Annotated in this window: 25 protein-coding genes and 1 tRNA gene; 22 read left to right on the forward strand and 4 right to left on the reverse strand. The window is 69.5% G+C overall.

Features of this window, described 5'->3' with window-relative positions; all coding sequences use genetic code 11:
- From OZN99_RS06650 to OZN99_RS33525, 17 genes are all read left to right on the forward strand, one after another.
- Nucleotides 1–992, forward strand: a 992-nt coding sequence (locus OZN99_RS06650) for a glycosyltransferase family 2 protein (RefSeq protein WP_270934407.1), incomplete at its 5' end; no start/stop codon positions are given.
- Complete coding sequence (locus OZN99_RS06655; RefSeq protein ID WP_270934408.1) at nucleotides 989–2,305, forward strand: glycosyltransferase family 2 protein; 1,317 nt, start codon at nucleotides 989–991, stop codon at nucleotides 2,303–2,305. The genes OZN99_RS06650 and OZN99_RS06655, both read left to right, overlap by 4 nt.
- Nucleotides 2,302–3,078: a class I SAM-dependent methyltransferase gene (locus OZN99_RS06660; RefSeq protein WP_270934409.1), complete on the forward strand. Its 777-nt coding sequence runs from the start codon at nucleotides 2,302–2,304 to the stop codon at nucleotides 3,076–3,078. The genes OZN99_RS06655 and OZN99_RS06660 overlap by 4 nt, the downstream gene beginning before the upstream one ends.
- Nucleotides 3,079–3,097: 19 nt before the next feature.
- Entirely contained in the window at nucleotides 3,098–4,915 is a 1,818-nt protein-coding gene (locus OZN99_RS06665; protein WP_270934410.1) for an ABC transporter ATP-binding protein, read from the forward strand.
- Between the two features lie 531 nt (nucleotides 4,916–5,446).
- Nucleotides 5,447–6,799, forward strand: a complete 1,353-nt coding sequence (locus tag OZN99_RS06670; RefSeq protein WP_270934411.1) for a tyrosine-type recombinase/integrase — start codon at nucleotides 5,447–5,449, stop codon at nucleotides 6,797–6,799.
- A 354-nt stretch (nucleotides 6,800–7,153) separates the two neighbouring features.
- Nucleotides 7,154–9,052: a hypothetical protein gene (locus OZN99_RS06675; RefSeq protein WP_270934413.1), complete on the forward strand. Its 1,899-nt coding sequence runs from the start codon at nucleotides 7,154–7,156 to the stop codon at nucleotides 9,050–9,052.
- 244 nt (nucleotides 9,053–9,296) lie between these two features.
- Nucleotides 9,297–9,995, forward strand: coding sequence for a hypothetical protein (locus tag OZN99_RS06680; protein ID WP_270934414.1), 699 nt, complete (start codon nucleotides 9,297–9,299; stop codon nucleotides 9,993–9,995).
- Nucleotides 9,996–10,073: 78 nt separating this feature from the next.
- On the forward strand, nucleotides 10,074–10,385 hold the full coding sequence (locus OZN99_RS06685; protein WP_270934415.1) for a helix-turn-helix transcriptional regulator: 312 nt from the start codon (nucleotides 10,074–10,076) through the stop codon (nucleotides 10,383–10,385).
- Nucleotides 10,382–10,642, forward strand: coding sequence for a hypothetical protein (locus OZN99_RS06690; RefSeq protein ID WP_270934416.1), 261 nt, complete (start codon nucleotides 10,382–10,384; stop codon nucleotides 10,640–10,642). Before OZN99_RS06685 ends, OZN99_RS06690 begins: the two co-directional genes overlap by 4 nt.
- A gap of 235 nt (nucleotides 10,643–10,877) precedes the next feature.
- The gene (locus OZN99_RS06695) at nucleotides 10,878–11,180 is read left to right on the forward strand and encodes a hypothetical protein (RefSeq protein ID WP_270934418.1); all 303 of its coding nucleotides are present in this window, start codon (nucleotides 10,878–10,880) and stop codon (nucleotides 11,178–11,180) included.
- Complete coding sequence (locus tag OZN99_RS06700; RefSeq protein ID WP_270934419.1) at nucleotides 11,170–11,622, forward strand: hypothetical protein; 453 nt, start codon at nucleotides 11,170–11,172, stop codon at nucleotides 11,620–11,622. Before OZN99_RS06695 ends, OZN99_RS06700 begins: the two co-directional genes overlap by 11 nt.
- The gene (locus tag OZN99_RS06705; protein ID WP_270934421.1) at nucleotides 11,619–14,048 is read left to right on the forward strand and encodes a DUF927 domain-containing protein; all 2,430 of its coding nucleotides are present in this window, start codon (nucleotides 11,619–11,621) and stop codon (nucleotides 14,046–14,048) included. Before OZN99_RS06700 ends, OZN99_RS06705 begins: the two co-directional genes overlap by 4 nt.
- Nucleotides 14,045–14,611 (forward strand): hypothetical protein, encoded by a 567-nt coding sequence (locus OZN99_RS06710; RefSeq protein WP_270934422.1) that lies wholly within the window; start codon nucleotides 14,045–14,047, stop codon nucleotides 14,609–14,611. The genes OZN99_RS06705 and OZN99_RS06710 overlap by 4 nt, the downstream gene beginning before the upstream one ends.
- Before the next feature lie 32 nt (nucleotides 14,612–14,643).
- Nucleotides 14,644–15,000 carry a hypothetical protein gene (locus OZN99_RS06715; RefSeq protein ID WP_270934423.1) on the forward strand — a complete coding sequence of 119 codons (357 nt, stop codon included), beginning with the start codon at nucleotides 14,644–14,646 and terminating at the stop codon, nucleotides 14,998–15,000.
- A 29-nt stretch (nucleotides 15,001–15,029) separates the two neighbouring features.
- Nucleotides 15,030–15,443 (forward strand): hypothetical protein, encoded by a 414-nt coding sequence (locus OZN99_RS06720; protein ID WP_270934424.1) that lies wholly within the window; start codon nucleotides 15,030–15,032, stop codon nucleotides 15,441–15,443.
- Between the two features lie 360 nt (nucleotides 15,444–15,803).
- Nucleotides 15,804–16,424, forward strand: coding sequence for a PEP-CTERM sorting domain-containing protein (locus tag OZN99_RS06725; RefSeq protein WP_270934425.1), 621 nt, complete (start codon nucleotides 15,804–15,806; stop codon nucleotides 16,422–16,424).
- Between the two features lie 246 nt (nucleotides 16,425–16,670).
- On the forward strand, nucleotides 16,671–16,784 hold the full coding sequence (locus tag OZN99_RS33525) for an excalibur calcium-binding domain-containing protein (RefSeq protein WP_408611813.1): 114 nt from the start codon (nucleotides 16,671–16,673) through the stop codon (nucleotides 16,782–16,784).
- A gap of 113 nt (nucleotides 16,785–16,897) precedes the next feature.
- Here the strand turns inward: OZN99_RS33525 and OZN99_RS06730 are convergent, their stop codons facing one another.
- A complete protein-coding gene (locus tag OZN99_RS06730) occupies nucleotides 16,898–18,040 on the reverse strand; it encodes a hypothetical protein (RefSeq protein WP_270934426.1) in 1,143 nt (380 codons plus the stop codon).
- 806 nt (nucleotides 18,041–18,846) lie between these two features.
- Between OZN99_RS06730 and OZN99_RS06735 the strand changes: the two genes are divergently transcribed.
- The 4 genes from OZN99_RS06735 to OZN99_RS06750 all read left to right on the forward strand — a co-directional run bounded on the left by OZN99_RS06735 (nucleotide 18,847) and on the right by OZN99_RS06750 (nucleotide 21,178).
- On the forward strand, nucleotides 18,847–19,029 hold the full coding sequence (locus OZN99_RS06735) for a hypothetical protein (RefSeq protein WP_270934427.1): 183 nt from the start codon (nucleotides 18,847–18,849) through the stop codon (nucleotides 19,027–19,029).
- Between the two features lie 94 nt (nucleotides 19,030–19,123).
- Nucleotides 19,124–19,450: a hypothetical protein gene (locus OZN99_RS06740; protein WP_270934428.1), complete on the forward strand. Its 327-nt coding sequence runs from the start codon at nucleotides 19,124–19,126 to the stop codon at nucleotides 19,448–19,450.
- Between the two features lie 598 nt (nucleotides 19,451–20,048).
- Nucleotides 20,049–20,723, forward strand: a complete 675-nt coding sequence (locus tag OZN99_RS06745; protein ID WP_270934429.1) for a hypothetical protein — start codon at nucleotides 20,049–20,051, stop codon at nucleotides 20,721–20,723.
- Between the two features lie 113 nt (nucleotides 20,724–20,836).
- Entirely contained in the window at nucleotides 20,837–21,178 is a 342-nt protein-coding gene (locus OZN99_RS06750) for a hypothetical protein (protein WP_270934430.1), read from the forward strand.
- 167 nt (nucleotides 21,179–21,345) lie between these two features.
- Here OZN99_RS06750 and OZN99_RS06755 read toward each other — a convergent pair.
- Nucleotides 21,346–21,439, reverse strand: a tRNA-Ser gene (locus OZN99_RS06755).
- Between the two features lie 112 nt (nucleotides 21,440–21,551).
- Entirely contained in the window at nucleotides 21,552–22,181 is a 630-nt protein-coding gene (locus OZN99_RS06760) for a glutathione S-transferase family protein (protein WP_270934431.1), read from the reverse strand.
- A gap of 105 nt (nucleotides 22,182–22,286) precedes the next feature.
- Here OZN99_RS06760 and OZN99_RS06765 point away from each other — a divergent pair, with 105 nt between their 5' ends.
- Nucleotides 22,287–22,586 (forward strand): hypothetical protein, encoded by a 300-nt coding sequence (locus tag OZN99_RS06765; RefSeq protein WP_270934432.1) that lies wholly within the window; start codon nucleotides 22,287–22,289, stop codon nucleotides 22,584–22,586.
- Nucleotides 22,587–22,594: 8 nt separating this feature from the next.
- On the opposite strand, the gene OZN99_RS06770 is transcribed toward OZN99_RS06765, so the two are convergent.
- The coding region (locus tag OZN99_RS06770; protein WP_270934433.1) for a TOBE domain-containing protein at nucleotides 22,595–23,274 on the reverse strand (680 nt) is incomplete at its 5' end.

The following is a 23,274-nucleotide window of genomic DNA, read 5'->3' on the forward strand; positions in this document are numbered from 1 at the left end:
CGGGGGCGCCACCGCGGCGAATGCCCCCCGTCTCCGTCGCCGTCTGCACGCGCGACCGGCCGGACCAGCTGCGGCGCTGCCTCGCCTCGCTCGCCGCGCTGGACCCGCCCCCGGCCGCGCTCGCCGCCGCCTTCGAAGTGCTGGTGGTGGACAACGCACCGCCCGACGACCGGACGCGGCGCGTGGCCGAGGCCAGCTCCGGCGTCCGCTACCTGCTCGAGCCGAAGCCGGGCCTCGACTTCGCGCGCAACCGCGCGCTGCACGCGGCGGCGGGCGAGATCCTGGCCTTCGTGGACGACGACGTGGTCGTGGATCGCGGCTGGCTCGCCGGGCTGCACGAAGCCTGGTCCGAGAACCCGGATGCGCGCGGCTTCACCGGGCTGGTGCTGCCCCTCGAGCTGTCCACCGAGGCGCAGATCATCTTCGAGCGTCGCGGCGGCTTCGGCCGCGGCCTCGACAAGCGGCGGTGGCGGCGCGAACGTCAGGACAATCCGCTGTTCCCCTGCGGCGCAGGCAGCTTCGGGGCCGGCGCGAACATGGCCTTCGACCGTGCCACGCTGCTGGAGCTCGGCGGCTTCGACGAAGCGCTCGACACGGGCGCGCCGCTGCCCGGCGGCGGCGACCTCGACATGTTCTACCGTGTCGCGCGCGCTGGCCACACGATGGCCTATGAACCGCAATTCGCTGTGTTCCACGAACACCGCCGAGACCTCCGCGCGCTGCGCTGGCAGTACTGGACCTGGGGGCTGGCGCACATGGCGTTCGTGGCAAAGTCGCACGCCGCCGATCCGGCGTATCGGCCGCGGTTGCGCCGGCTGGTCGCGTGGTGGTTTGCGAGCCAGTTCCGCCAACTGCTGCGCAGCCTGCGCGGGCGGCATGTCGCCCCGCCCGGGATGATCGTCGTCGAGTTGCTCGGCGGCATGGTCGGCCTGTTCGGCGAATACAGCCGCTCGGCCCGCCGCGTCGAGCGGATCCGCCGGGCCCAGCCGTGAGCGTCCGCGGCGCCTGGCGCGTCATTCACCACGACATCGCGGAACAGGCGCCGGAGCTTGCGGCCAGCCCTGGCCATGCCGGCGTAATCCTGATGCTGTGGCGGTGCGGCGTGCCACTCGGCAAGCTCGACTATCTCGCGGCCGAGTTGCCGGTGCCCGCTGCGGCAGTCGCCGCCAGCATTCCCGCGGCCGTCGCGGCGAGCATCGGCGACCGACTCGTCGGTCGCGGCTTCGAGGGTCTTCTGCCGACACGAAGCTGGCGTGACCGCGCGGTGCCTGACCTCGCCGCCATCCTGGCGCAGCAGGACGTGGGACGGGCACTGGACGCCGTGCTGGCGCCGCCGCCACCGCCGGCGGTCGGTCTCTCCCTGGTGATCTGCACGCGTGACCGGCCGGATGCGCTGGCACGCTGCCTCGGCTCGCTTGGCCCGAACTTCGATGCCATCGCGGAGGTAATCGTGGTGGACAATGGCGCGACCCCGGCGGTGCCGCGCGCGCTGGCAGCCGCGGCCGCGAAGCTGCGCGTGGTGGCCGAGCCGCGGCGGGGGCTGAGCATCGCACGCAACACCGGCCTGCGGCACGCCAGGCAGGAGATCGTCGCCTTCACCGACGATGACGTGGTGCTGCATCCGGATTGGGCGGCGAGGCTGATTGCCGGCTTCACCTCGGCCGACACCGCCTGCGTCACCGGCCTCGTGCTGCCGGCCGAGCTCGAGACCGAAGCGCAGGTGGTGTTCGAGCGCGGGCTGCGCGGCTTCGGCCAGGGTCTGCAGCGCATCACCTACGACCCCGCGTTCTTCCGCGCCACGCTGCCCTATGGCGTGCCGACCTGGCGGATCGGCGCAGGCGCCAACATGGCGATGCGACGCGACGTCGTGGAACGGCTGGGCGGTTTCGACGAGCGCCTCGGCGCCGGCGCCGCCGGCTGCAGCGAGGATAGCGAGCTTTGGTACCGGATGCTCGCCGCCGGGTGGACCTGCCGCTACGAACCGGCGGCGGTGGTGTTCCACACGCACCGGCGCGACTGGCCTGCGCTGCGGCGCCAGATGCGCGACTACATGCGCGGCCACGTGGCCGCTTTGCTCGTGCAGTACGCGCGACACGGCCATCGCGGCAACCTGCGGCGCTTGGCCGCGACCATCCCCGCCCACTATGCGCAACTGCTGATCGATGCCGCGCTCGGGCGGGACCGCTACGGTCGCGTTCGGCTCATGGGCGCGGAACTGCGCGGCGCGCTGTCCGGACTCGGCGCTTTGCGTTGGGTCTCGGCGCGCAGCGGCCCGGCCCAGCCGGCCACCCGGGTGCAGCCGTGAACCGCACCGCCCGCGACCTGCCGTGCGGGGCGGGCGGCGGCAAGGCCACGCTCGGCGCCTTCCTGGCGCGCAACCCGTTCCCCTACCCGCATACCCTGGGGTTCTTCTACCGCGAGAAGATGCGTGCCGTGCACCGCCTCGCGCCGGACGTCGCGGTGCGGCATGCGCTCGACATCGGCGGCGGGCGCAGCGGGCTCGCCGCGCTGCTGTATCCCAGGGCGCGGATCACCACGCTCGATCACGAGGCGGGCCATGCGGCCGCGGCGCCGAACCGATGGCCGGGCGTGGACTTCGTTTGCGGCGACGCCGCGTGCCTGCCCTTCGCCGATGCGGCCTTCGACGCGGTGACGATGTTCGACCTGATTGAGCACGTGCCAGCGCATGAGCGCGTCGCGGCGGAGGCGCTGCGGGTGCTGCGGCCGGGCGGCTTCCTGCTTGTGAGCACCCCGTGCGAGAACTGGCGCTTCCCGCATCACCGCTTCATGCGTCTGATCGCGCGGGCCGAGGCCGAGCTGCTCACCGAATGGGGCCATGTTCGGCGTGGCTACAGCCTGGACGCGCTCGCCGCGCTGTTCGGGCGCGCGCCGGATGCCACCGGCGGCTTCATCACACCGATGACGGCGCTAGGCCACGACATCGCCTTCTCGCGGCTCGGCCGGCGTGCGCGCATCGCGCTCTGGCTGGCAGCGAGCCCACTGACGCTGGCCGGCTATGCGCTCGGCCGGCGGTCGCCCACCGGTATCGAGGTCGTGGCACGATGGTCCGTGCCATGAGCGCCACGGCTCGCCCGCGATGAGCAAGCCCACCGGCGACGTCTGGGCCGAGCTGAGACGGCTTGCGCCGCTCAGCCGGCAGCATGCCTGGGCGGCTCCGCTCGTGGTGCTGCTCGGCCTGGCCGCCGCGCTGGCGGAAAGCGTCGGCGTCAGTCTGGTGGTCCTCCTCATCTACCAGCTGCTCGGGCGCGGGGCCGACGCGGTTGGTATCGGCGGCCTGCTCGGGCAGATCTACGCGGCGGCGCACGCGCTGGCCGGCGGCAGCAGCATCGCGCTCGGCGCGATGGTCTTCAGCCTGATCCTGGGCAAGGCCACGCTCGCGCTCGCCTACAGCCTGGTCATTGCCACCGCGCGCAACCGCATCAGCGAGGACCTGCGCAATCAGGTGCACGCGCAGTTCCTCGACATCACCTTCGCAGAGCTTGGCAGACGCGACCGCGGCGTGCTGCTGAATACGCTGGCGACGGAGACCTGGAAGGTGGCCGATGCCTGGCATGCTGTCGCGCGGATCGCCATCAACCTCTGCACCGTCGCGGTCTTCGGGATGCTGCTCCTGGCGATCTCCTGGCAGGTCTCGGCGATCGCTGCCGCCGGGTCTGCGCTGCTCTGGCTCGCGCTGCGCGCCGTGTCGCGGCACGCCGCGCAGCTGGGACAGGCCGCGGTGGCGGCGAACCAGCAGCTCGCCGCGCGGATGCTGGCCACGCTGCACGGCATGCGCACGATCCGTGCCTTCGGCGGTGAGGCGGCGGCGAAGGCACGGTTCGCCCAGGCCTCGGCGGAGGCGCGCGACGCATTCGCCGGCATCGAGCGGCTCTACAGCCTTGTCGGCCCACTCGGCGAGATGGGCTCGCTCGCGGTGCTCGGACTCATCGTAACGTCCGCGGTACTGCTCGACCTGCCGACCACCGCGACGCTGGCCGCGATTGCGCTGCTGCACCGGCTCAACCCGCATCTGCGCGAGCTGGAGGGCCACGGCACCTGGCTTGCCGGCACTGCCGCCGCGCTGCGCGCCGTGCGCGAGATCGTCGATCGCTCCGACAAGACCTATCCCCCCGACGGCCACCGCGCGTTCAGCGGCAGCGCGGAGGACATCCGCTTCGTCGGAGTCACCTTCGCCCACGAAGGCACGCCGCTGCCGGCTTTGCGCGGGGCGAGCTTCTCGTTACCGCGCGGCGGGCTGACCACGTTGGTCGGCCCGAGCGGCGCGGGGAAGACGACGGTGGTCAACCTGCTGCTGCGGCTCTACGAGCCCCAGGCCGGCACGATCCTGGTCGACGGCGAGCCGCTGCACCGCCTACGGCGCGCGGAGTGGCTCCGCAGCATCGCGCTTGCCGGGCAGGACAGCGACCTGATCCCGGGCAGCATCGCCGACAACATCCGCATGGGCAGCCCGGAGGCCGGGCCGGCCGAGTTGCGCGCCGCCGCCGCCGACGCCGGCATCCTCGGCTTCATCGAAGGGCTACCCGCCGGCTTCGACACCGATGTCGGCGATGCGGGCCTGAACCTGTCAGGCGGCCAGCGCCAGCGTATCGGCCTGGCCCGCGCGCTGGTGCGCAACCCCGACCTGCTGATCCTCGACGAGGCCACCAACGCGGTGGATGTCCCGCTCGAAAGCGACATCCGGGCGCGCGTCCGGTCCCGGCTGCCGCGGGCGACGATCCTTGTCATCACTCATCGCCTGGCTTCCGCGGTCGACTCGGACCACGTCGTCTGCCTCGTCGACGGCCGCGTGGTCGAGGAAGGCCCACCGTCGCGCCTGCTCGCGCTGCGCAACGGGATGTTCCGCCGGTTCCTGGACTCCTCGCCAAAGGTCGCGTCGCCAGCGGCGCTTCCGTGACCAGCGGCCTACCGGTCGGGAAGCGGGCGCGTTCGCGTGGCGCCGACACCGGCCGCGCCCCCGCCAGGGCCCGGAGCGCGACCGCCGCCACGCCGGCCAGGGCGGCACGCGGATCCTGCGCCAGCGTCGCCGCAAACAGACTGGGGGCGGCGCGGGGAGCCGCCTGTAGCCCCGCCGGAGCTGCGCCAGCGCGCGTGCCAGACCGAGCCTCCCGCCCGCCGCCTGCCGACCGAGCGTTCCATTCTGTGAATGTTCGCCGCGCGTCCGTCCGGGATACGGCAGGCAGCCGGCCGGCTGTGGACCGGTCGGGCAGCCACTCGCACAAATGCCAAGATATCGAGCGCCTACGCGGCTCGGGTGGCGGAGGGGATGTCTGCCAAAGTCCAATCCACGCGCGTCCATAGTCACCCACCGCGCCGCCATTTTCCTTGCTATGCGCTGATTTTGTTCTCTATACGCATCTACGCCAATCCACCAGCTACCCCCAATCTGGTGGGGGTAGGATCGGGGGTAGGATTTAGGGGTAGGGCGATGGGCAAGCTGTCCGCTGTCACGGTGAAGGCGCTGCGGCACAATCCCGCGAAGGGCAAGCGGCCGGTGCGGTTCGGGGATGGTGAGGGGCTGTATCTGCAAGTCGCTGCCGGCGACACGAAGTCATGGCTGTTCCGCTATACGCTGCACGGCAAGGCGCGGGAAATGGGCCTGGGGTGGGTGGCCCTCACCTCGAAGGACGAAGAAGCCGGCGGCGTATCCTTGGCACGCGCACGCGACTTGGCACGCGAAGCCCGCGCCGTGCTGCAACAAGGGCGCGACCCCATCGCGGAACGCGAAGCCCGGCGCGAGGCCGTGAAGCGCGAGACGGCGCAGGCCGCCGCCCAAACCTTCGAGGCCGCCGCGCGTGCGCTGGTGGATAACAAGCGGTCCGGCTGGCGCAGCGCCAAGCACGCCGCCCAATGGCTCGCCACGCTGGAACAACACGCCTTCCCCATCATCGGGAAGAAGCCGGTGGCGAAGATCGGCACGGATGACGTGCTGGATGTGCTGCGGCCGATCTGGGATCAGATCCCCGAGACGGCTTCCCGCGTGCGGCAGCGCATCGAAGCTGTGTTGGACGATGCCCGCGTGAAGGGCTGGCGTTCCGAGACGCCGGCCAATCCGGCCCGGTGGAGGGGCCATCTTTCCGCAACGCTGCCGCCGCCCCGCCGGGTGCGGGCGGTGAAGCACTTTCCCTCCCTGCCCTGGCAACAGATGGGCGCGTTCATGGGTGCGCTCTCCGACCACAAGGGCATGGCCGCCAAGGCGCTGCGCTTCGCAATCCTCACCGGGAGCCGCACGGGTGCGGTGCGGCTGATGCGCTGGCGGGAAATCGACCTAGAGGCGCGCATCTGGACCGCGCCGGCTGCGAACATGAAAACGAAGAAGCCGCACCGGACGCCGCTGCCACCTGCCGCGCTGGCGCTGGTGGAGAGCGTGAAGGACCTCGCAAAGAAGCCGGACGATCTGGTGTTTCCGGGCGCGCGCAAGGGCCGCCCGCTGTCGGACATGGCGCTGTCCATGCTGGTGCGCGGCATGGCGTGCGACGGACTGGCCGAGCATGAGCCGCCGCGCTGGCGCGATATCGAGGGTCGGGCGGTAGTGCCGCACGGCTTCCGCGCGACGTTCAAGGGCTGGTCACTCGCCGCCGGCTACCCGGACCCGCTGTCCGAACTGGCGCTTGCCCATACCGACAAGGACAAGGTGCGCGCGGCCTATGCGCGGGAGGACATGCTGGAACAGCGCCGGCCAATGATGGACGCATGGGCCGAGCATTGCGCGAAGGTGCCCGCTGCGCCCGTCAGCCTTGCCGCCGCCCGCGCTCGCCGCACCGCCGGCAAGGGCGGGTAACGGTGCGCCGCGGGCGGCACATGCGGCTATCTATCGCTTCCACCGGGGACGCCGGGGACACCGGGGACAATCGCAGAAAGTCGCCGCCTTCGCGTGTCCCCGGTGCCGCCGCCGCCGCCGGGGACACCGGGGACGCCGGCCAGCTTGCCGCCGCTGGTTCCGTTCCCCGGAACGAACTAGATTGAAGCTCGGCGCGGCTAGGTTTGGCCGCTGAAAGCCCGGACCTCCGAAGAGAGTTGCCGCGCCGCCTACCCCGTCGGCGCCAAGCGCTTGCAACGTCGCCGCGACCGACCATAGGCTAACCGTCAGCAACGCTTGATGCGTCTAGGTCGGTACTGCTGCCGGAGGTAGGCGATGCAGGACACCCCTACCGTGCTCACGGTCGTCGGCGTCCTCGCGGTAGTCGCCTTTGTGCTGCTTGGGATCGGGCTGGCACTGCTGCGCAGGCTGCTCGGCATCTTGCGGCGCGTGCTGATCGCGCCCCTCGCGCCGCTGGACAGCATCACGGTCCTGGCGGCGTTGGTCCTGGCGCTGGCCTATGAGCCGTCGCCCTTCCTCAATTTGCTCCGCGTCGCCTTTGGCTTAGTCGGGCTGTTGCTGTTCACGCTACCGGCGGAGTTGGCTGCGATTGCACCCAACTTGGCGCAGGCCTGCCGCGACGGCGTCGCTGACCTGCCGAACTGCGTCGCGAGCGGCGCCAATTCGGTGCGCGTGACGCTGGCGCGGAACTGGGTGTTTCTTATCGGCAGCCAGCCGTTTGAGGCTTCCGACGCGGCGCGGGCTGTAGTGGTCTTCGGCATGGCGCTGCTCAGCGTGCTGCTGCTGCGCCGACTCGCCGCGGCGCCGCCGGCCCTACCGCGCCCGCCCGCCGCGACGCTGTCTAGGATCGGCGCCGTTCTCGGCGTAACGGTTTTCCTCGGCGGCGCGCTCTTCCTTGCGGTCTCGGCCATCATTGCGATCCCGATCTTCAGCGACCGCGCCACCAATCTTGACGAGGCGCGTTCCGCGCTGGAGCGCGACTTGCGCACGATCGTGACCGCCTACGAGACACGCGTAACCGATTCCATTGCCCGCACCCCGCCGTCGTCCACGTTTGACCTGGCAGAGGTCGAAGCTCTACCTGGCGAGATGGACGCAGAGGGGCGCGAAGCTGCCGCCGCGTGGCAGCAGATACGCGAGCGCTCGGCCGCTTCGCTGTCCATGCCCGAGTTTGCGCTCGGCGTCCTCAACATACGCGCGCGGATCCTGCGCAACGACGTTGCGGCGCTGAGGAACGCCATCGAGGGGCATGCGGAGGCAACCACCGCGCTGATCGAGGCCCAGCAGCGTTTCAGTGAGCAAGCGGGGACACTCATGCGGCGGATGCGTGCCGCCTTCGAGGAGCAGAACCCGGGGCGTGTGGGCGGCCAGCTGACCCTCGACCACGTCGCGCGCCTCACAGCTCAGATGGAGAACGCGACAGCCAGTTTCGTCAGCGGGATCGACGCCTGCCGCGCCGGCCTCGCCCTCGACAGGCGCCTCTTCAGCCAGTCTCTGACACAGCTTGCGCGCTACGCCGACATCAGCCGGGCGATTGCCTCGGCAGTGCGAGCCGGAGATAGCGAGTCGCTGACGCGATTCCTCGTGAGCGAAGGCTTAATCTCCTTCCGGCCAGGCCCGCGGGAGCCGGGCAGCGTGGCCGCGGACGGCTATAGCCTCTCGCTGCGGGCGAGCGGGTCCGCCCTCCCCGACCTCGGCAACTCCGATGTCTGCCAGCAAGTCGGCACGCTGCTCTCGGGCGCTCAGGTAGCCCAGCGCCCCGATCCGGGCGCCGGCCTCGGCATCTTCGGTCAGGCCGCCGGTTGGCTGCTGCGCACGCAGTCGCGCGACCTTGCACTAATTACGGGGCTGTTGGGTTTTGGCTTCTTTGGCGCGATGTCAACGACCTTCATCCGCCAGATCGCCGCCGGGGGTGGCCAGCCGGTGACGCCCGCGGCCTGGATCGTGCCGGCGTTGATCCGCGGCATCGCCGCAGCGATGCTGGTCTTCCTCGCTGTGTTGGGCGGCATCTCTGTGTTCACACAGGCCAACCCACCGCTGAACGCCTATGCGGTGTTCCTTTCCTGCTTCATCGCAGCGGTGTTTAGCGAGGATGTCTGGGACTGGGCGCGGCGGCGCCAACAGGAGCAATTCGCTCGCGATCGTGGCGCGAAGGCCAGCCCCGAGTCCACCTCCCAGCCCGGCGCGTCCTCGACCCCGGCAAGGTCAGTCTGAAGCGTGGCGAGGATTGGGGACGGAGCCGAACCAGCCTTGTGTCTGCGCGTGATGGTGGGGCCTGCGGATGGAGCAGTGGAGCGCGCGCAAAGCAGCATTTGCTCACACATTCCACTGTAGCACGGAGTTGGCGCGCCCGAGTAGGGTGTGCTTGGCGCGGCTAGGTTTGGCCGCCGAACGCCTGGACCTCCGAACCGGGTTGCCGCGCCGACATCCCTATCGGAGCGCGCATCGGAGGCGCTGCATGTCCGACCAGACGGAGAGGTTGAAAGCGCTTCTTGCAGAACACCCGGAACCCGATGAGGGCGAACCGGATGAGGCTTACTTGCTTCGACTGCTGAACTGGCTGTGGGAATGGCTGGAGGCGACAGACAACAACGAGAAGCTTTACGGTGCGACCGGCAACCCCGTGTATGCCTTTCGTGAGATTGAGAGGCGGCTGCGGCTAACTGCCCAGTGGCTTGTTGGGGACGAGGTGGACGACGACACGCCTCCTAGCCTGCCTTTGCTGGTGCCGGATTGGGCCTTGCAATGTCTGCTGAAGGCGCTTCGCAACCTGTCAGCACTGACCTGGTTGAGCGACCCGGCTCAGCCGCGTGCTACTCGCGGTATGGCGCCCCAACTTGACCCGGATAGTGCGATGCAGATGGTTCCTGCCGCCCTTGGCTTGTCACGGCGTGGCTGGAACGGGTTTGGCGCTGCGCATGCCGACTGGTGGAAAGGCCGTGCTGCCGACACTTACGACCGTATGCGTGATGGTGAGCCTCCTGAATACGCCGAAGCCTTCCTGAGGAACGCCTTTAGCGGGATCGGAGCGGAGGGCGTCATTCCAGCACTTCGAATTGCGCGACTAGGGGATGGCACCGACCCAGCGGACGCTCGCCGCTCCATGCGTCGGTTATTGGCTGAGGGCCGCCGCCTGAGGACGAAACCTAACCCTTAAGTTCCGTCAGACGCCACGCCCTTCGCGCTGCCGTAGACGATCCGCCACTCCCACGGACTTACATGGAGGTGGCAACCAGTGTCCGATCCGACCGCCCGCGCCGCGCTGCTTGCCGGTGCCGCGCAGCTTGAGACCTTTCCGCTCACCACGCCCCGCCGCACCGCCCGGCGCGCTAATCGCGCCGAGGCGCGCGCGCTTGCCGCTGATCCGCTGCTGACGGCCGAGGAAGGCGCCGCCGAGACGGGCCGCGCGCTGTCGACGTTCTGGCGCGACGTGAAGCGGGGCACGCTGCCCGCGCCCTACTACGTCACACCCCGCGCTCCGCGCTGGCGACGATCCGAATTGCGGGCTGCGGTGGAGGCGGCGCCGCGCACGCCGAGGGCGGCATGATGCGCGCCGATGAGTTGACCGGGCGCGACGGCTACATCATCGCCCAAGCCCTGGCCACGACCTACGCGTTGATCGGCACGCTGCCTGAACGCTGCCGCGAAGAAAGCAACCGCCACGACATCGCGCTTCTGCTGCGGGCCATGCTCGGGCCGGATTGGAAGCTGAAGGCGCATCACCTGCGGCACGTCCTCTCGGAAGGAGAGTGGGGCAGCGGAAAGGCACCGCTGCACCGGGATGCATTCGAGGACGTGGGGTGATGCGCGCCATGCTCATTCCGGTGCTCGCCGGCGCCATCGTTGCGTTGCTGATGCTGACGGCGCTGCGCATCGCGGCGCCCTGAAAACGCAAACCGCCGGGGCCTTGCGGCTGCCCGGCGGGATGCGTGGCGCATCTGGTAGTCAACGCGGTCTCGACACCCGCCTTCTACCAGCGCGCGGCGCTGAACGCCAAGGCAAAGCGGCTCCGGCTCCATCCTCGACAGGAGCCGGCACCATGCCAGCCAATCCCAACACCACACGCTGCCCGACCTGCGGCCGGCGCCATGCGCCGGGCGCCAAGGCGGTGCGGCCTGCCCCGCTGCTCGACTGGATCGAGCGCCACAAAGCCGCGCAGCGCGACCGGCGACCGGCGCCGGCCGGGGTGCGCCTGGTGCTGCGCGACGACCTGCGCGACGCCGAGGGCCAGCCGCGCGCCTGCATCGTCATCCCCGGCCGGCGGCTGCCGCTGGCCTTCCCGTCCATCCCGGCGGCGCTCGCCGCCCTGGCTCACATGGAGGCCGCCCCGCATGGGCGCTGACCTGCTGCAAGCCGCCCTTGCGCGGCCCGATCTTCCGCCGAAGCTGCGCGCCTTCCTGCTCGACGTGCAGCGGCAGGCACGGCACCGCCCGCTGTCGCCGCGCCAACTGGCGGCGGTGGAGCGCATCGCGAAGGCCGAGCCGCCGCCCGACTTCGCTGCCGTCAACCGCGCCGCGTGCGCCCGCGCCGAGGACGTGTGCCGCCGGCTGCTGCCCGGTGGTGCGAAGCGCGGGAAGTATTGGGCGGCCGGCGACCTGTCGGGCGCAGCCGGCAAGTCGCTGCGCGTCAACCTCGAAGGCGTCAACGTCGGGTGTTGGATCGACAACGCGACCGGCGACAAAGGCGGGGATTTCGTGTCCCTCGCCGCTGCCGTCGCGCGCATCCCGCAGGATGAAGCCGCCCGCCAGCTTGCCCGGATGCTCGGGGTGGAGGCCGCGCGATGATGGACGCCGCCGACACCTTCGCGCCGCTACCCGATGCGCCGAGCGCCACGACGACCGGCCCGCGTGCGAAGCCGGCGGATGATTGGCTGCCTGAACTGCCCGCCCCAGAGGAACCGCCGGGCACGCCGCGCCACGCGAAGCAAGGCACGCCGGCCGCGACATGGACCTATCGCGACGCCGAGGGCCGTCCGCTGTTCATGGTCGCGCGCTTCGATACGCAGGACGGCAAGGAAATGCTGCCCTGCACATTCGGTGTCCTGCGCGGCCGGCGCGGCTGGCAATGGAAGGCACCGCCGACGCCTTCGGCGCTTTATCGCCTGCCGGACCTCGCTGCGCGTCCTGACGCTCCGGTGCTGGTGGTTGAGGGCGAGAAGACCGCCGACGCTGCCGCGCTTCTGTTCCCCGAACAGGTGGCCGTGACCTGGCAGGGTGGCTCAGGTGCCGCCACCCGCGCCGACTGGACGCCGATGGCGGGCCGGCGCGTGCTGATCTGGCCGGACCATGATGCGCCGGGCCGGAAGGCTGCGGCGGATGTGCAGAAGGCATGTCGCGCGGCGGGTGCGGCTTCCGCCGCGGTGGTTCAGATCCCCGACGCGTTCCCGCCGGCCTGGGACGTGGCGGACCCGCTGCCGGACGGCACTACCGCCGACACGCTGCGCGACATGCTGGCCGAGGCCGCGCGCGCCGCGGCGCTGCCGAGCGGCTTCCGACTGACACCCGAGGGCCTGTTCCACGGCCCGCCCGATGACCCCGACGCCGCGCCGCTTCACATCTGCGGGCCGCTGCGCATCGTCGCCGCCACGAATGACGGCGCGGGCCACGCGTGGGGTTCGCTGCTCGAATGGAAGGACGCGGACGGACGCTCGCATAAATGGGCCATGCCGCGCCACATGCTGGCCGGCGATGGAACGGAGGTGCGGGCACGACTGCTCGACGGCGGACTGTTCCTGGCCCCCGGCCGCAAGGCGCGCGACAAGCTGGCGGAATTTCTGACACGCGCCACACCGCCCGAGCGGGTGCGCGTGGTGGCGCGCATCGGGTGGCACGGCGCGTCCGGCGCGCGGGCCTTCGTCCTGCCGGATGGTGCGATGGGTGCGGCCGAGGCCGGGCGCGTGATGCTGCAAACCGAGCGGCCGGACGCGCTGCCGCCGCTGGCGCAGGCCGGCACCTTGGGCGAGTGGCAGCGCGACATTGCAGCACATGCGGCCGGCAATTCGCGCCTCGCCTTCGCGCTCTGCACCGGCTTCGCCGCGCCGTTGATGGCGCTGGTGAATGCCGAGGGCGGCGGCTTCCACCTGCGTGGCGGTAGCAGCCTGGGCAAGACGACGGCGCTTCATGCGGCCGGTTCCGTGTGGGGTGGCGGCGGGCTGCGCGGCTGGCCGCGCAGCTGGCGCACCACTGACAACGCGCTTGAGAGCGTCGCCGCCGCGCATTGCGACCTGCTGCTCTGCCTGGACGAAATGGGCGAGGCGCCGGCCGAGACGGTGGCCGCCTGCGCCTATGCGCTCGCCAACGGGGCCGGCAAGGGCCGGGCCGCCCGCGACGGCAGCGCGCGGCGCGTCGCTGAATGGCGCGTGCTGTTCCTCTCGACGGGCGAGGAAGGGCTTTCGGATCGGCTGGCCGAGGCGCGCGGCGGGCCGCGCCGCGTGCGGGCGGGGCAAGAGGTGCGGGTGTTGGACATTCCCGCCGAGGCCGGGCCGCATGGGCTGTTCGAGACGCTGCACGGGTTCGCCAATGCGGCGGCGCTGGCGGATCACCTGCGGGCCGTCGCTAGGCGGACCTACGGCACCGCCGGACGGGCATGGCTGGAACGCCTGGCAGCGGACCCCGAGGGCATGGCCGCCAGCGCGCGGGAGGTAATGGACGCCTTCCTCGCCGGGCATGTCGCGCCGGGTGCGAGCGGGCAGGTTCGCCGCGCGGCGACCCGCTTCGCGCTGGTCGCGGCGGCCGGCGAATTGGCGACCGGCTGCGGCATCCTGCCCTGGCAGCCCGGCGAGGCCGAGCGGGCGGCGGCTGTCTGCTTCAAGGCGTGGCGCGCAGCCCGGCCCGGCGGGGACGGCGCGGCCGAGGATGCGGCAGCGGTGGCGGCAGTGCGGGCCTTCATCGGCGCGCACGGCGAGAGCCGGTTTCAGACGCTTGAGGACGATGACGACCCCGAGGCGCGGGCCGTCATCAATCGTGCGGGCTGGCGGAAGCGCGACGGCAAAGGCTGGCGCTTCCTGATCCTGCCCGAGACGTGGCGGCGCGACGTCGTGGCAGGCATGGACCCCGAGGCGGCTGCGCGCGCGCTGAACCGGGCAGGCTTCCTTGTGCCATCCGGCGAAAGGGACGGCCGGATGCAGAAGCATGAGCGGGTGGGCCTGTCCGGCAAGGTGCGGGTTTACGTGATCCGCGACACGATCCTGTCGGACGGGGCCGAGGAATGAGCGCCACGGCTGCCGACCTGCTGGCCGGGTGGCGCGCATGGCGCACCTCTCAGGCCGCGGAGCCTGTCCCCAGTGTCCCCGGTGCCGCGCAACCACCGGGGACAGACGCAAACCCGCAGCAATCCGCCATTGTCCCCGGTGTCCCCGGTGTCCCCGCCAACGATGAAGAAGGCCGCACGGAACGGCGTGCAGAAGCGGCACAGGCCCGTGCGGACGCGCCGCCCTGCCCGGACGGCTTCCTTTATCTGAGCGGCCTTGCCGTGCGCCTCGACGTGGCATTGCGGGCAGGGGCAACGGTGGCGCGCTGCCCGACCGGCGCGCTTGACCTCACCTTGCCGGACGGGCGCGCGTGGCTGCTCTCGCCCTCTGTGGTGGCGCGGCTGGCGGCGGCGCGGCTGCTGCCTGCCGTCTTGGCCGAGCGGGAGCCGGACCCCATCGAAGCCGCCGAACGCGCGGCGGTGTGCGGAAGCGTGTTGACGCCGCGCCCCTACCAGCCCGGCGCATCCGATCTGCTGCGGGATGGGCTGCTGCGCGGCTGGCGCGACCACCGGGGGCCGACATGACACCCGCGCTGGCCCGGAGGCTCGGCAAGGCGGTGGCGCTGCTCGGCAGCCCGCAGGAGGGCGAGGTGGTTGCCGCCGCCCGCGCCATCGGCCGCACGCTCGACGCCGCAGGGATGGACTGGCACGGCTTGGCCGCGCTGGTGTCGGCCGAGGCAGCGCGTCAGGCGGCGCCGGGCTTCACGTTCCGCACCGCCGCCCCGCGCACCGCTCGGAAGCTGATGGCGCACCTGGCACGGCAGCCGGGCGCGACGCCGGCTGACCGGGAGCGGCTTGAACGGCTGCGCGCGCGGCTGCTCGGCGCGCGAAAGAAGGTCCCGCTCACCGCCGCGGAAGTCGCGTGGCTGGACAGCATGTGGTGCGCGGCGTTCGGCCGCGGTGCCGGTCCGTGAACGTCCCTAGAAGCAGAGGACATGCCAGCATGAGCAAAGCGCATTCGGCCCTGTCGCAATCGCGCGCGGGGGTGCCGGTTCAGGGAGGGAATGCAGAAGCGGCACGCCCCGCCGAAAAATCGCGCGCAGGGGCGCGCGCGAACCTGCCGGTGGAAGTCCTGCGGGTGCGGGTGCCGCCCGGCGGAGAGGATCGCCGCAACCCGGTGGTTCTAGTGGATACGGCGCTCGGCGAGATGCGCGTCACCTTCGCCGTGATTGCGCGCAGGCGTGGGGTCGTGGTGCGCCCGCCCGAGGCCGCCGACCGCGGCGACGGCGTGACGCTGCCGCCGCTGCTGGCTGAACTGGTGGTCGAGGCCGTGACGGCAGCGGCGCATGCCGACGCGGAGGCGGGGGCGGTTCTGGCGCGCGCGCATCAGAAGGCGGCAAGCCATGCCGCCCCCTGACCCAACGCCACGGAAGCCTCGCCCGGCCGCGACACTGGCGGCCGCGGGGAAGGCCATACGCGCGGGCGCCGGTCTCTTGACCGCCAATTTCGGTCGGGCGGCGCTGGAATAGTCGGGCAGTGGCCACAGACGCACTCGCACTGCCCCCCTCAAAGGCTTCGGACCAATACGCGGAGCCGAACGTAGCACCGCTAGGTCGACAATCGTTGGCGATGGCGGCGCAGTCAGGCGGCGACAGTGAAAAATCGCTCGTTGGCGGACTTACTCAACTAGGAGTGTCACCAGTTATGCGCACACTAGCGCATTGATCTGAGCGGTTTTGACGTGCAACGCTAAGGCGTCTGAGGAAAGGCGAACGACATGCGTCTCGGGAGGCTTGTTGTACTGGCTGTATTGGCAACGGTGGTCTGGAGCGATCACGGTAATGCCACCCTCGTCAGCGGCCGATACACCTTCTTCGTGCAGGGTCTGACAGACATCAGCGAGCCAACAAATCCGCCTCCCGTCGATCCAGTTTTCGGCTCGTTCGACATCACCTACGAAGTGGCTCCGGTCTGGTACTCAAGCGAAAGTGGTATCACCAACTTCACAAGCAACTTCGCTGTTGGGTCTGTCGGGTTCTGCTTTGAGCCGAACGGAGAGCTACTTGGCGTCGGAGGAATCTACAATAGCCCGTGCACAATTTCTGGCGGCAGCAATGACTTCGCGCTCATCATCAAACACTCTGTCTCTTACCCCGAGTTTTCCCACTTCTGGTTCGGCCAGGAGGGCAACAATGGCCTTTTCAGAAGTGCAACCGGCTGGATCACTTTCGAGCCTTTGCCGATGCCGGAGCCGGGCACGATGATACTTCTGAGTGCCGGACTGCTGATCCTCGCCTCATCACTCCGTCGACACGGAAGGGGCTACAACTCCAGTCCGCCGCCGACGTCTCTACAGATCAAGAGTGGGAAATCAGCACACATTCGACGTGCATTTTAGGCGAAGGCAAAGATGCGGCTCACAGCAGTAGGCGGGTTGTCTGTGCTGAGAGTCTTCGCGCTTGTTTGCTTGGCGTCAGCCCAAGCGCACGCGGGTCTTGCTCTGGGCGCGCGACCTGCCAGCCTCGCCACGCGCCCGCTTCTGCCCGCGCAGGTCAGACAGCCCGACACCGGCAGTTCCGCATTGGCGCCCCGCATGCCACGGCAGGGCACACCCTCCGCGCGGGGAAGCGCCTCGGCCAGCTTCATGTGCGGAGCAAAGCGCTACTGCAGGGAGATGGTGAACTGTGCCGAAGCGTACTTCTACTTAAACCAGTGCGGCCTCAGGCGTCTGGATGGCGATAGCGACGGCGTTCCCTGAGAGGCGATCTGCGGAAGGCGTTAGTCGAGAAGCGCCCGCGCGCGCGACCAAAAATCCCGCCCGGACTTGGCGATTGGAACTGGCCACATCGACGGCAGTAGACGTGCCAAACTTCAGTTTGAGAAGGTACGACGGCCGACGGGCAATTCCGGTGACGGTGTGGGACGTTCCGAAGCGGACGGTCCGAGTGCAGGATGGCGCGTGACCACCGAATGCACCGCGTCTCGAAGCCGTTGATCTTCCACGGAGGCGGCGTCGCGCCCCGCGCGCCCTATAATCGCCAGCTGGTATGCGATGCCTCCCGGCATGGGGAGCAGCATGTAGTGTAGCGCAAGGCTCTCGTTGGGCCGTATGGTGCAGAAGGTCATCAAGCGGCGGACATTGCGCATCTCGGCATCTGCAACGCGCGCCGTCATGAACTCTCCCGGGCAATCTCGCGCGTCCGATGCGATTATTTCACTGGCTTGGCGGTCGAGATTGCCGGCGGCTGGCCCCGAAAGGACGTGAAGCGTGCCGAGGGTTCCGTCGCCCTGCCAAGCTACGTCTGCGGCTCTGATGTGGGGGATGGTGTCTTCGCGCTGCATCTCGGACGTGGTCATGATCCGAAAGCCGCGCATGCCGCTGTCGGAAAGCAGGTTGGCCACGAACTGTGTTGCTTCGAGGCGACGCTCTGCCGAAGACGTTGACGGAGGGCGATCTCTCGGTTGCGCCGACTGCGTTGGAGTTGGGGCCTGAGGCGGCGCGGGCTGAGGAACGGCCACCGTGATGTTGCCCCTGCTACGAGAGCAATCGAGTAACGTCTGGAGCATCACCGAGGTCCCTGTAAGCGAAAACTGAAAGGTCTGACCGGCCGCGAGGACGGTGAGGACCTGACCGGCCCGCATTTGTTGAAAGAGAGAATTTTCCGGCGGAAGCGGCATGAGGACAAGGTTTGCATCGAGCGCTCGGGCTACCCCGGGACGCGGCGGCCGATTGTCAACAAAGTAAGTTAAATCTATCTCGGACCCTGGCCGCAGGTTCCAATTTCTGCTGAGGAAGCCAATGGTCCATTGTTGGTTTTCATTGATAGAAAAAAGCAAGACAATACCAGAGCGGTAAGAAGCATTGGCGGCGCAATGGCTGAACTGCCCTGTTCGGTCACTGCTGTGCGAGCTTATGGTCCAGTTTTGGAACCGCGCCGAACGGATCTCGGCAGCTTCGACGGCGAGCGGGGCTGCGACCGCAAAAGCAATCGGCAGAACGCGAGCGAACGACACGGAGCCCCTCTCTCCAAGGTAGCGATGCGAGCCAGCTTAGGGCGATGGCGTCCCGCCGTTCAACGCGAAACCGCAACAAGCGGGTGTGTCCGGCTTGGCGGGCAATCGATAGGCTCGGGGAAGCGCGGCTCCTCACCGGAGGTTCGCCCCGTCGATGCGGGTGAGCGTCGGCCAGCACGGGCCGAGCGCCCTTGGCGATCCGCACTCTTCACCCGTTGTTAACGACTCGTGGGCCAGCCTTGCGCGTTCCTGCTAGGTTCCGGTGATGCGTCTTGTGCTTGGTGTTGGCTTGCTGTTTGCCGAACCTGCCGCCGCCTGCGTCTGGCGGGAGCCGCCGCGGACCTTTGCCGATGGCGCGTCTTGGCGCTGCTCTGCGACGGGCTGGGCGGATGGCGACACGCTCACGGCACGCTGTGCCGGGCACGACCAGCCTATCCGCGTCCGGGTTCGCGGCGTCGATACCGATGAGCGCGGGCATGCGCGCTGGGCGGCGGCGCGAGGGGAGTTACGGCGGAGAACGGAAACAGCTTCCCTGACGGTGCTGCCCCACCACCTGCACCGGGATCGGGTTGTTGCCGATGTGGTCGCGGGCGGGGTGAACGTCGGCGCGGCGATGGATCGGGCGGGGTGGTCAAAGACGACCTGCCCGAGGCGGTGAAGCGGCTGGGCGTGCATCTCTGAGTGCTGGGCGAGATGCCGCCGCCGAGCGGACGCGGCTGGCACGGCTCCGCTTGCGGCTGCTCGGCGCGCGGAAGAAGATCCCGCTGACGGCCCCGCCGGGGCGCTCACGTGTTTAACAAGGATTGATGATGCGGAAGCCGAACTACAACATGGAGCGCAAAGACCGCGAGCGCACCAAGCAGGCCAAGGCTGCGGCCAAAGCGGAAAAGCGTGCAGCGAAGGGCCCGGAAGGTCGCGCGGCGACCTCCTCTACAGCGCGCGATGACATCCATCTTCAAGACGACGAAACTACGAAGCCGAAGGGCTGAACGGCACCTTTTGTTGCACAGCGTTGGTTTTTGGCGTGCAGCGTCGGGTGCAGATGAGGGGCGGGCAGGCGAATGATGGCCAGGGAGTGGCGGCATGGATAGGGATGCCCTGAGCAGTTGGGCTCTTTCGAACGGCTGGCAGTTGATCGCCGGCCACCCGAGCCTCACGAAGCCCTCCGCGCCCAAGGAAGCCATTGTGCGCCTCGTGCTCAAGGCGACTGTGGCGAACGTGGAGGCGAAGAAGCCCGCTGGGAAGTGGGAGAAGGTGGCGGGCGCACCCTACGCGGAGATCGAGGCCGACTCTGACGGCGGACTGCCGCGCGGGCTCGGCCTGGAAGCCATACCCAGCATCGGCCTGCTGATGCAGGCCAACAAGGACCGCATGGTCTTCGCACGGATGACCGGACCAACCAGGTCCTAGGAGAGCGCGATCCAAGACGGACTGCCAGGGCTAATCTGAGCGCGCAAGCCGGTGTCGTCGGCCGGTGAAATCGATTGGTTAGACGGGCTGTGGCGGGCGGCGCACAGCTAAGGGGCGCCGCTGACCCCACTATCTCGACTGGATTACGATGTCTGGCGCCGGCTCCAGGGTTGGGCGACGAAGATCAGGATCTCCGGGGCGCAGGCATCTGAAATCAACGTCAACGCCGTTCATGTCCCGCATACGAACGACAACCATCTGCAAGTCTCGTGACTGGCAGAAGCTTTGCGCTGCGGTTAGAGCCATTCTTTGACTTTCGGTGCTTGCGCCCGCAGCAGCTCTCGCCGCGATGCGCCACGTATCGGGGCCGAGTGGCATCGGTTCTGATGTCGTCGGAACGAGGCCGCAGCCGCTAACAAACCAGACCGCGCAGGCAGCAAAAAGCGAGCGAACCACGGCTTAACCTTCCCCCGGTCTTGCCCGGCAAAGCCCTGTCCTTGCCGGATAGCAACAACGGTTATCGTTACCCGCCACTTACCCGGCGGTCCATCCTTTGTGGGTTAGCCAAGCGATTTCGGAAAATTCGGCGGAGGCGCACATGGGCGGCATGGGGTCGGGCCGGCACGGACGGCGGGTGACGGTGGAGGGCTGCCGGTCCCTGGTGCTGGACGTGAACGCGATCATGCGCGCGGTCCATGCGGCGCCGGGCTGGCGACCTATTGCACCCGACGACGCTGTGAAGGTCGGCCCCATCCGCTGGTTCTGGACGCGCCGTGGCGAGGCGGAGCCGTGGGCCGAGGTTTGCATCACGCTCGACCTGCGGGCCGAGAGGGGGCACGCCCGGCTGCAATTCGACGTGCATCACTGGACCCGCCGCACCGGCCCGCAGGACCAACGGGTGCACCTTCTGACAACGCCATGTCGCTTCGGCGGCGTGCGGTGGTGGTGGCGGTGTCCGGCGACCGGTCGGCGCTGCGCTAAGCTGTATCTCCCGAACGGCGGCACGCTGTTCCTGAGCCGCGGGCCTGGCGCCTACCGGCTTGCCTATGCCTCGCAGAACGGCAGCGCGCTGGACCGCAGTCATGCCCGGCTGGCGAGGCTGCATCGGAAGTTGGGCGGGATTTACGACGGGCCAGACTGCCCCCTGCCGGGCCGCCCTAAATGGATGCGGCGCCGGACCTACGAACGCCTATGGACGGAGTGGAAAGCACAGTTGGAGCGGCACGACGAAGTTTGGATGGACGGTGCTGCCCGGCTTCTGAGCCGAGCATGAGAACTGCGCTTGCGTCCGCGCCCTGCCGGCGATGTGGCGCGTTGTGGTGCTGGTTCGGATAGGGCTGCCACTCGACGCGCGACGCTGCGCGAGGCCGGCGTTATGTTCCTGCGATGCCCGGCGATACCCACCGCACCCCGCTTTCGCACTGGTCCCGCGACGTGGCGCGGGCGACCGTGCTTGCGTATCGACGTGGCAAGGCCGACGGGCTGCCGGAAGCGACCTGTGCGGACTTGGCGGGGCGGGCATACGTCGCATCCGGCGGAGATCCCGGCCGCGTGCAAGGCGACCTCTATCGCATCATCTCTGCGGCGGCGCGGGACCACGGCGAATGGTTCTGGCGACCGGTCCGGGAGCGGCTGGCGCGGGAGGAACGCTACATGCGGTCCATCGGGATGTGGCGACCTCCGTTGGATCGGAGCGCATCGCTGAAACCACCGGCTGACTTCGAGTGAAGCTGCCCCGTGCCGGGCCTTCTTTTGTGACGCATGCGCGCGCCACTCTGCGCGGGCCATCTACGCTCGCCCATGCCAATCCACCGGGCGGGCGGGGGTAGGATTGGGGGTAAGGCCCGGACGACCTCTCAATATCGCAGCAATATCAAAGTTTTACCGGGCAGAACTGGCGGAGGGGATGGGATTCGAACCCACGATAGAGGTTTAAGCCCCTATAACGGTTTAGCAAACCGTCGCCTTCAGCCGCTCGGCCACCCCTCCGCACGGGTGAACAGCATGCTTCGCCGAAGTTGCACGACGTATGCCCCGCCGCTTCTACCCGCCCCGACACCCCCTCGCAACCCTCGGGGCCGCGCGGCGGCGCCGGCCGGTCTCAGGACAGCGGCACCTCGAAGCCGCGCCGCACCGCCGGGCGCCCCATCATGCGGGCATACCACGCACCCACGTTCGGCAGATCGTCGAAGGGCACCTGGTGCCGCTCGTGCCGCCAGGCCCAGCCCAGGATGGCGAAGTCCGCGATGCTGGGCTCGCCCTCGGTCGCGACGAAGTCCCGGCCGGCCAGGCGCTTCTCCAGCACCCCGTAAAGCCGCTTCGTCTCCGTGTGGTAGCGTGTGAAGCCGTAGTCGCGCGCGGGGCCCTCGGGCTGCATCAGGAAGTGGTGTACCTGGCCAGGCATCGGGCCGAAACCGCCCATCTGCCACATCAGCCACTCATAGACCGCCACCCGAGCCCGCGGCGCGGCCGGCAGGAAGCGGCCGGTCTTCTCGCCGAGATAGAGGAGGATCGCCCCGGATTCGAATACGCTGATCGGCTGCCCATCCGGGCCCTCCGGGTCGACGATCGCGGGAATGCGGTTGTTGGGGGAGATCTTCAGGAAGGCCGGCTCGAATTGCTGCTTCTTCGTGATGTCCACCACCGTCACGCGATATGGCAGCCCCATCTCCTCCAACGCCACGCTGATCTTTCGGCCGTTGGGCGTGTTGTAGGCGTAGAGCTCGATCATCCTGTGCTTATCTCCTCGGTCCTGGCAGCGGGCGCCGCTTGATCCCACGCTGCGGCCCACACGCCAAGCTTGACCGCCCCCCGCCGGTTTTGCGATTCAGGGGGGGTGACAAGCCTCGTCAGCCTGCGCGCCACGGACCACCGTGCTGGGGACGACGACACGCTCTGGGCGGTGATCGCCACCGCGGGCCGCCGCAGCCGCGTGGCCGATGTCTACCGCTCGCGCGCCGCCGCACTGGAGGATCGCGCCTGGCGCGCCCAGCAGGTCAGCGCCTACGAGGACTGGCTGCGCCGGGCCCGCCAGCCGGTGCCGCACTACAGCGTCGCCCCGATCCGTCGCGCCGACCTGCCGAAGAAGTGGAGTCCCCTGCCCGCGCTCGGCTTCCTGCGCGGCCAGTTCATCTAAGCGCGGCGTCACGCCGCCGAGGCGTGGTCGAACACCACCGTCTTCACCAGGGCATGCACCGTCATGCCGGGCGTCAGCCCGAGCCGCCCCACGCTGTCCTGGGCAACGCGCGCCAGCAGCGCCGTCGGGCCGGCCTGCAGGGTCAGGAACACCTCGTGCGGCGTTCCGGCGGGCGCGATGGCCCCCAGCACGCAGGGGATGCAGTTGCCGAAGCTCATGCCCTCAGGCGGCGCCAGGGCAACCACCACGTCGCGCGCCCGCAACCGCAGGCGCAGCGCGCTGCCAGCCGGCTCCGTCCGCAGCGGCACCCACAACTCGCCGCCCGGGAAGCCCAGCCGCGTCAGCCCGCGCGAGGGCTCGTGCCCCACCACGGTGCAAGCCAGCAGCGCACCGGCGTCGCGCCGCAACGCCAGCAGCGGCACGTCGGGACGCGCCGAAAGCGCCTCCACGCTGCCGGCGGCACGCACCTGCCCGTGCTCCAGCAGCACCATCGTCCCGGCCAGCGCATCCACCTCGTCCAGCGCATGCGTGACGTAGAGAACCGGCAGCCGCGCCGCCCGCGCCAGGCGTGCGAGGAAGGGCAGCACCTCTGCGCGCCGCGGCGCGTCCAGCGAGGCCAGGGGCTCGTCCATCAGCAGCACCCGCGGCCGCGCCAGCAGCGCGCGCCCCAGCGCCACGCGCTGCCGCT

Origin of the sequence: Falsiroseomonas oryzae (assembly GCF_027856955.1) — a bacterium.
In the GTDB taxonomy this organism is placed as follows: Bacteria; Pseudomonadota; Alphaproteobacteria; order Acetobacterales; family Acetobacteraceae; genus Falsiroseomonas; species Falsiroseomonas oryzae.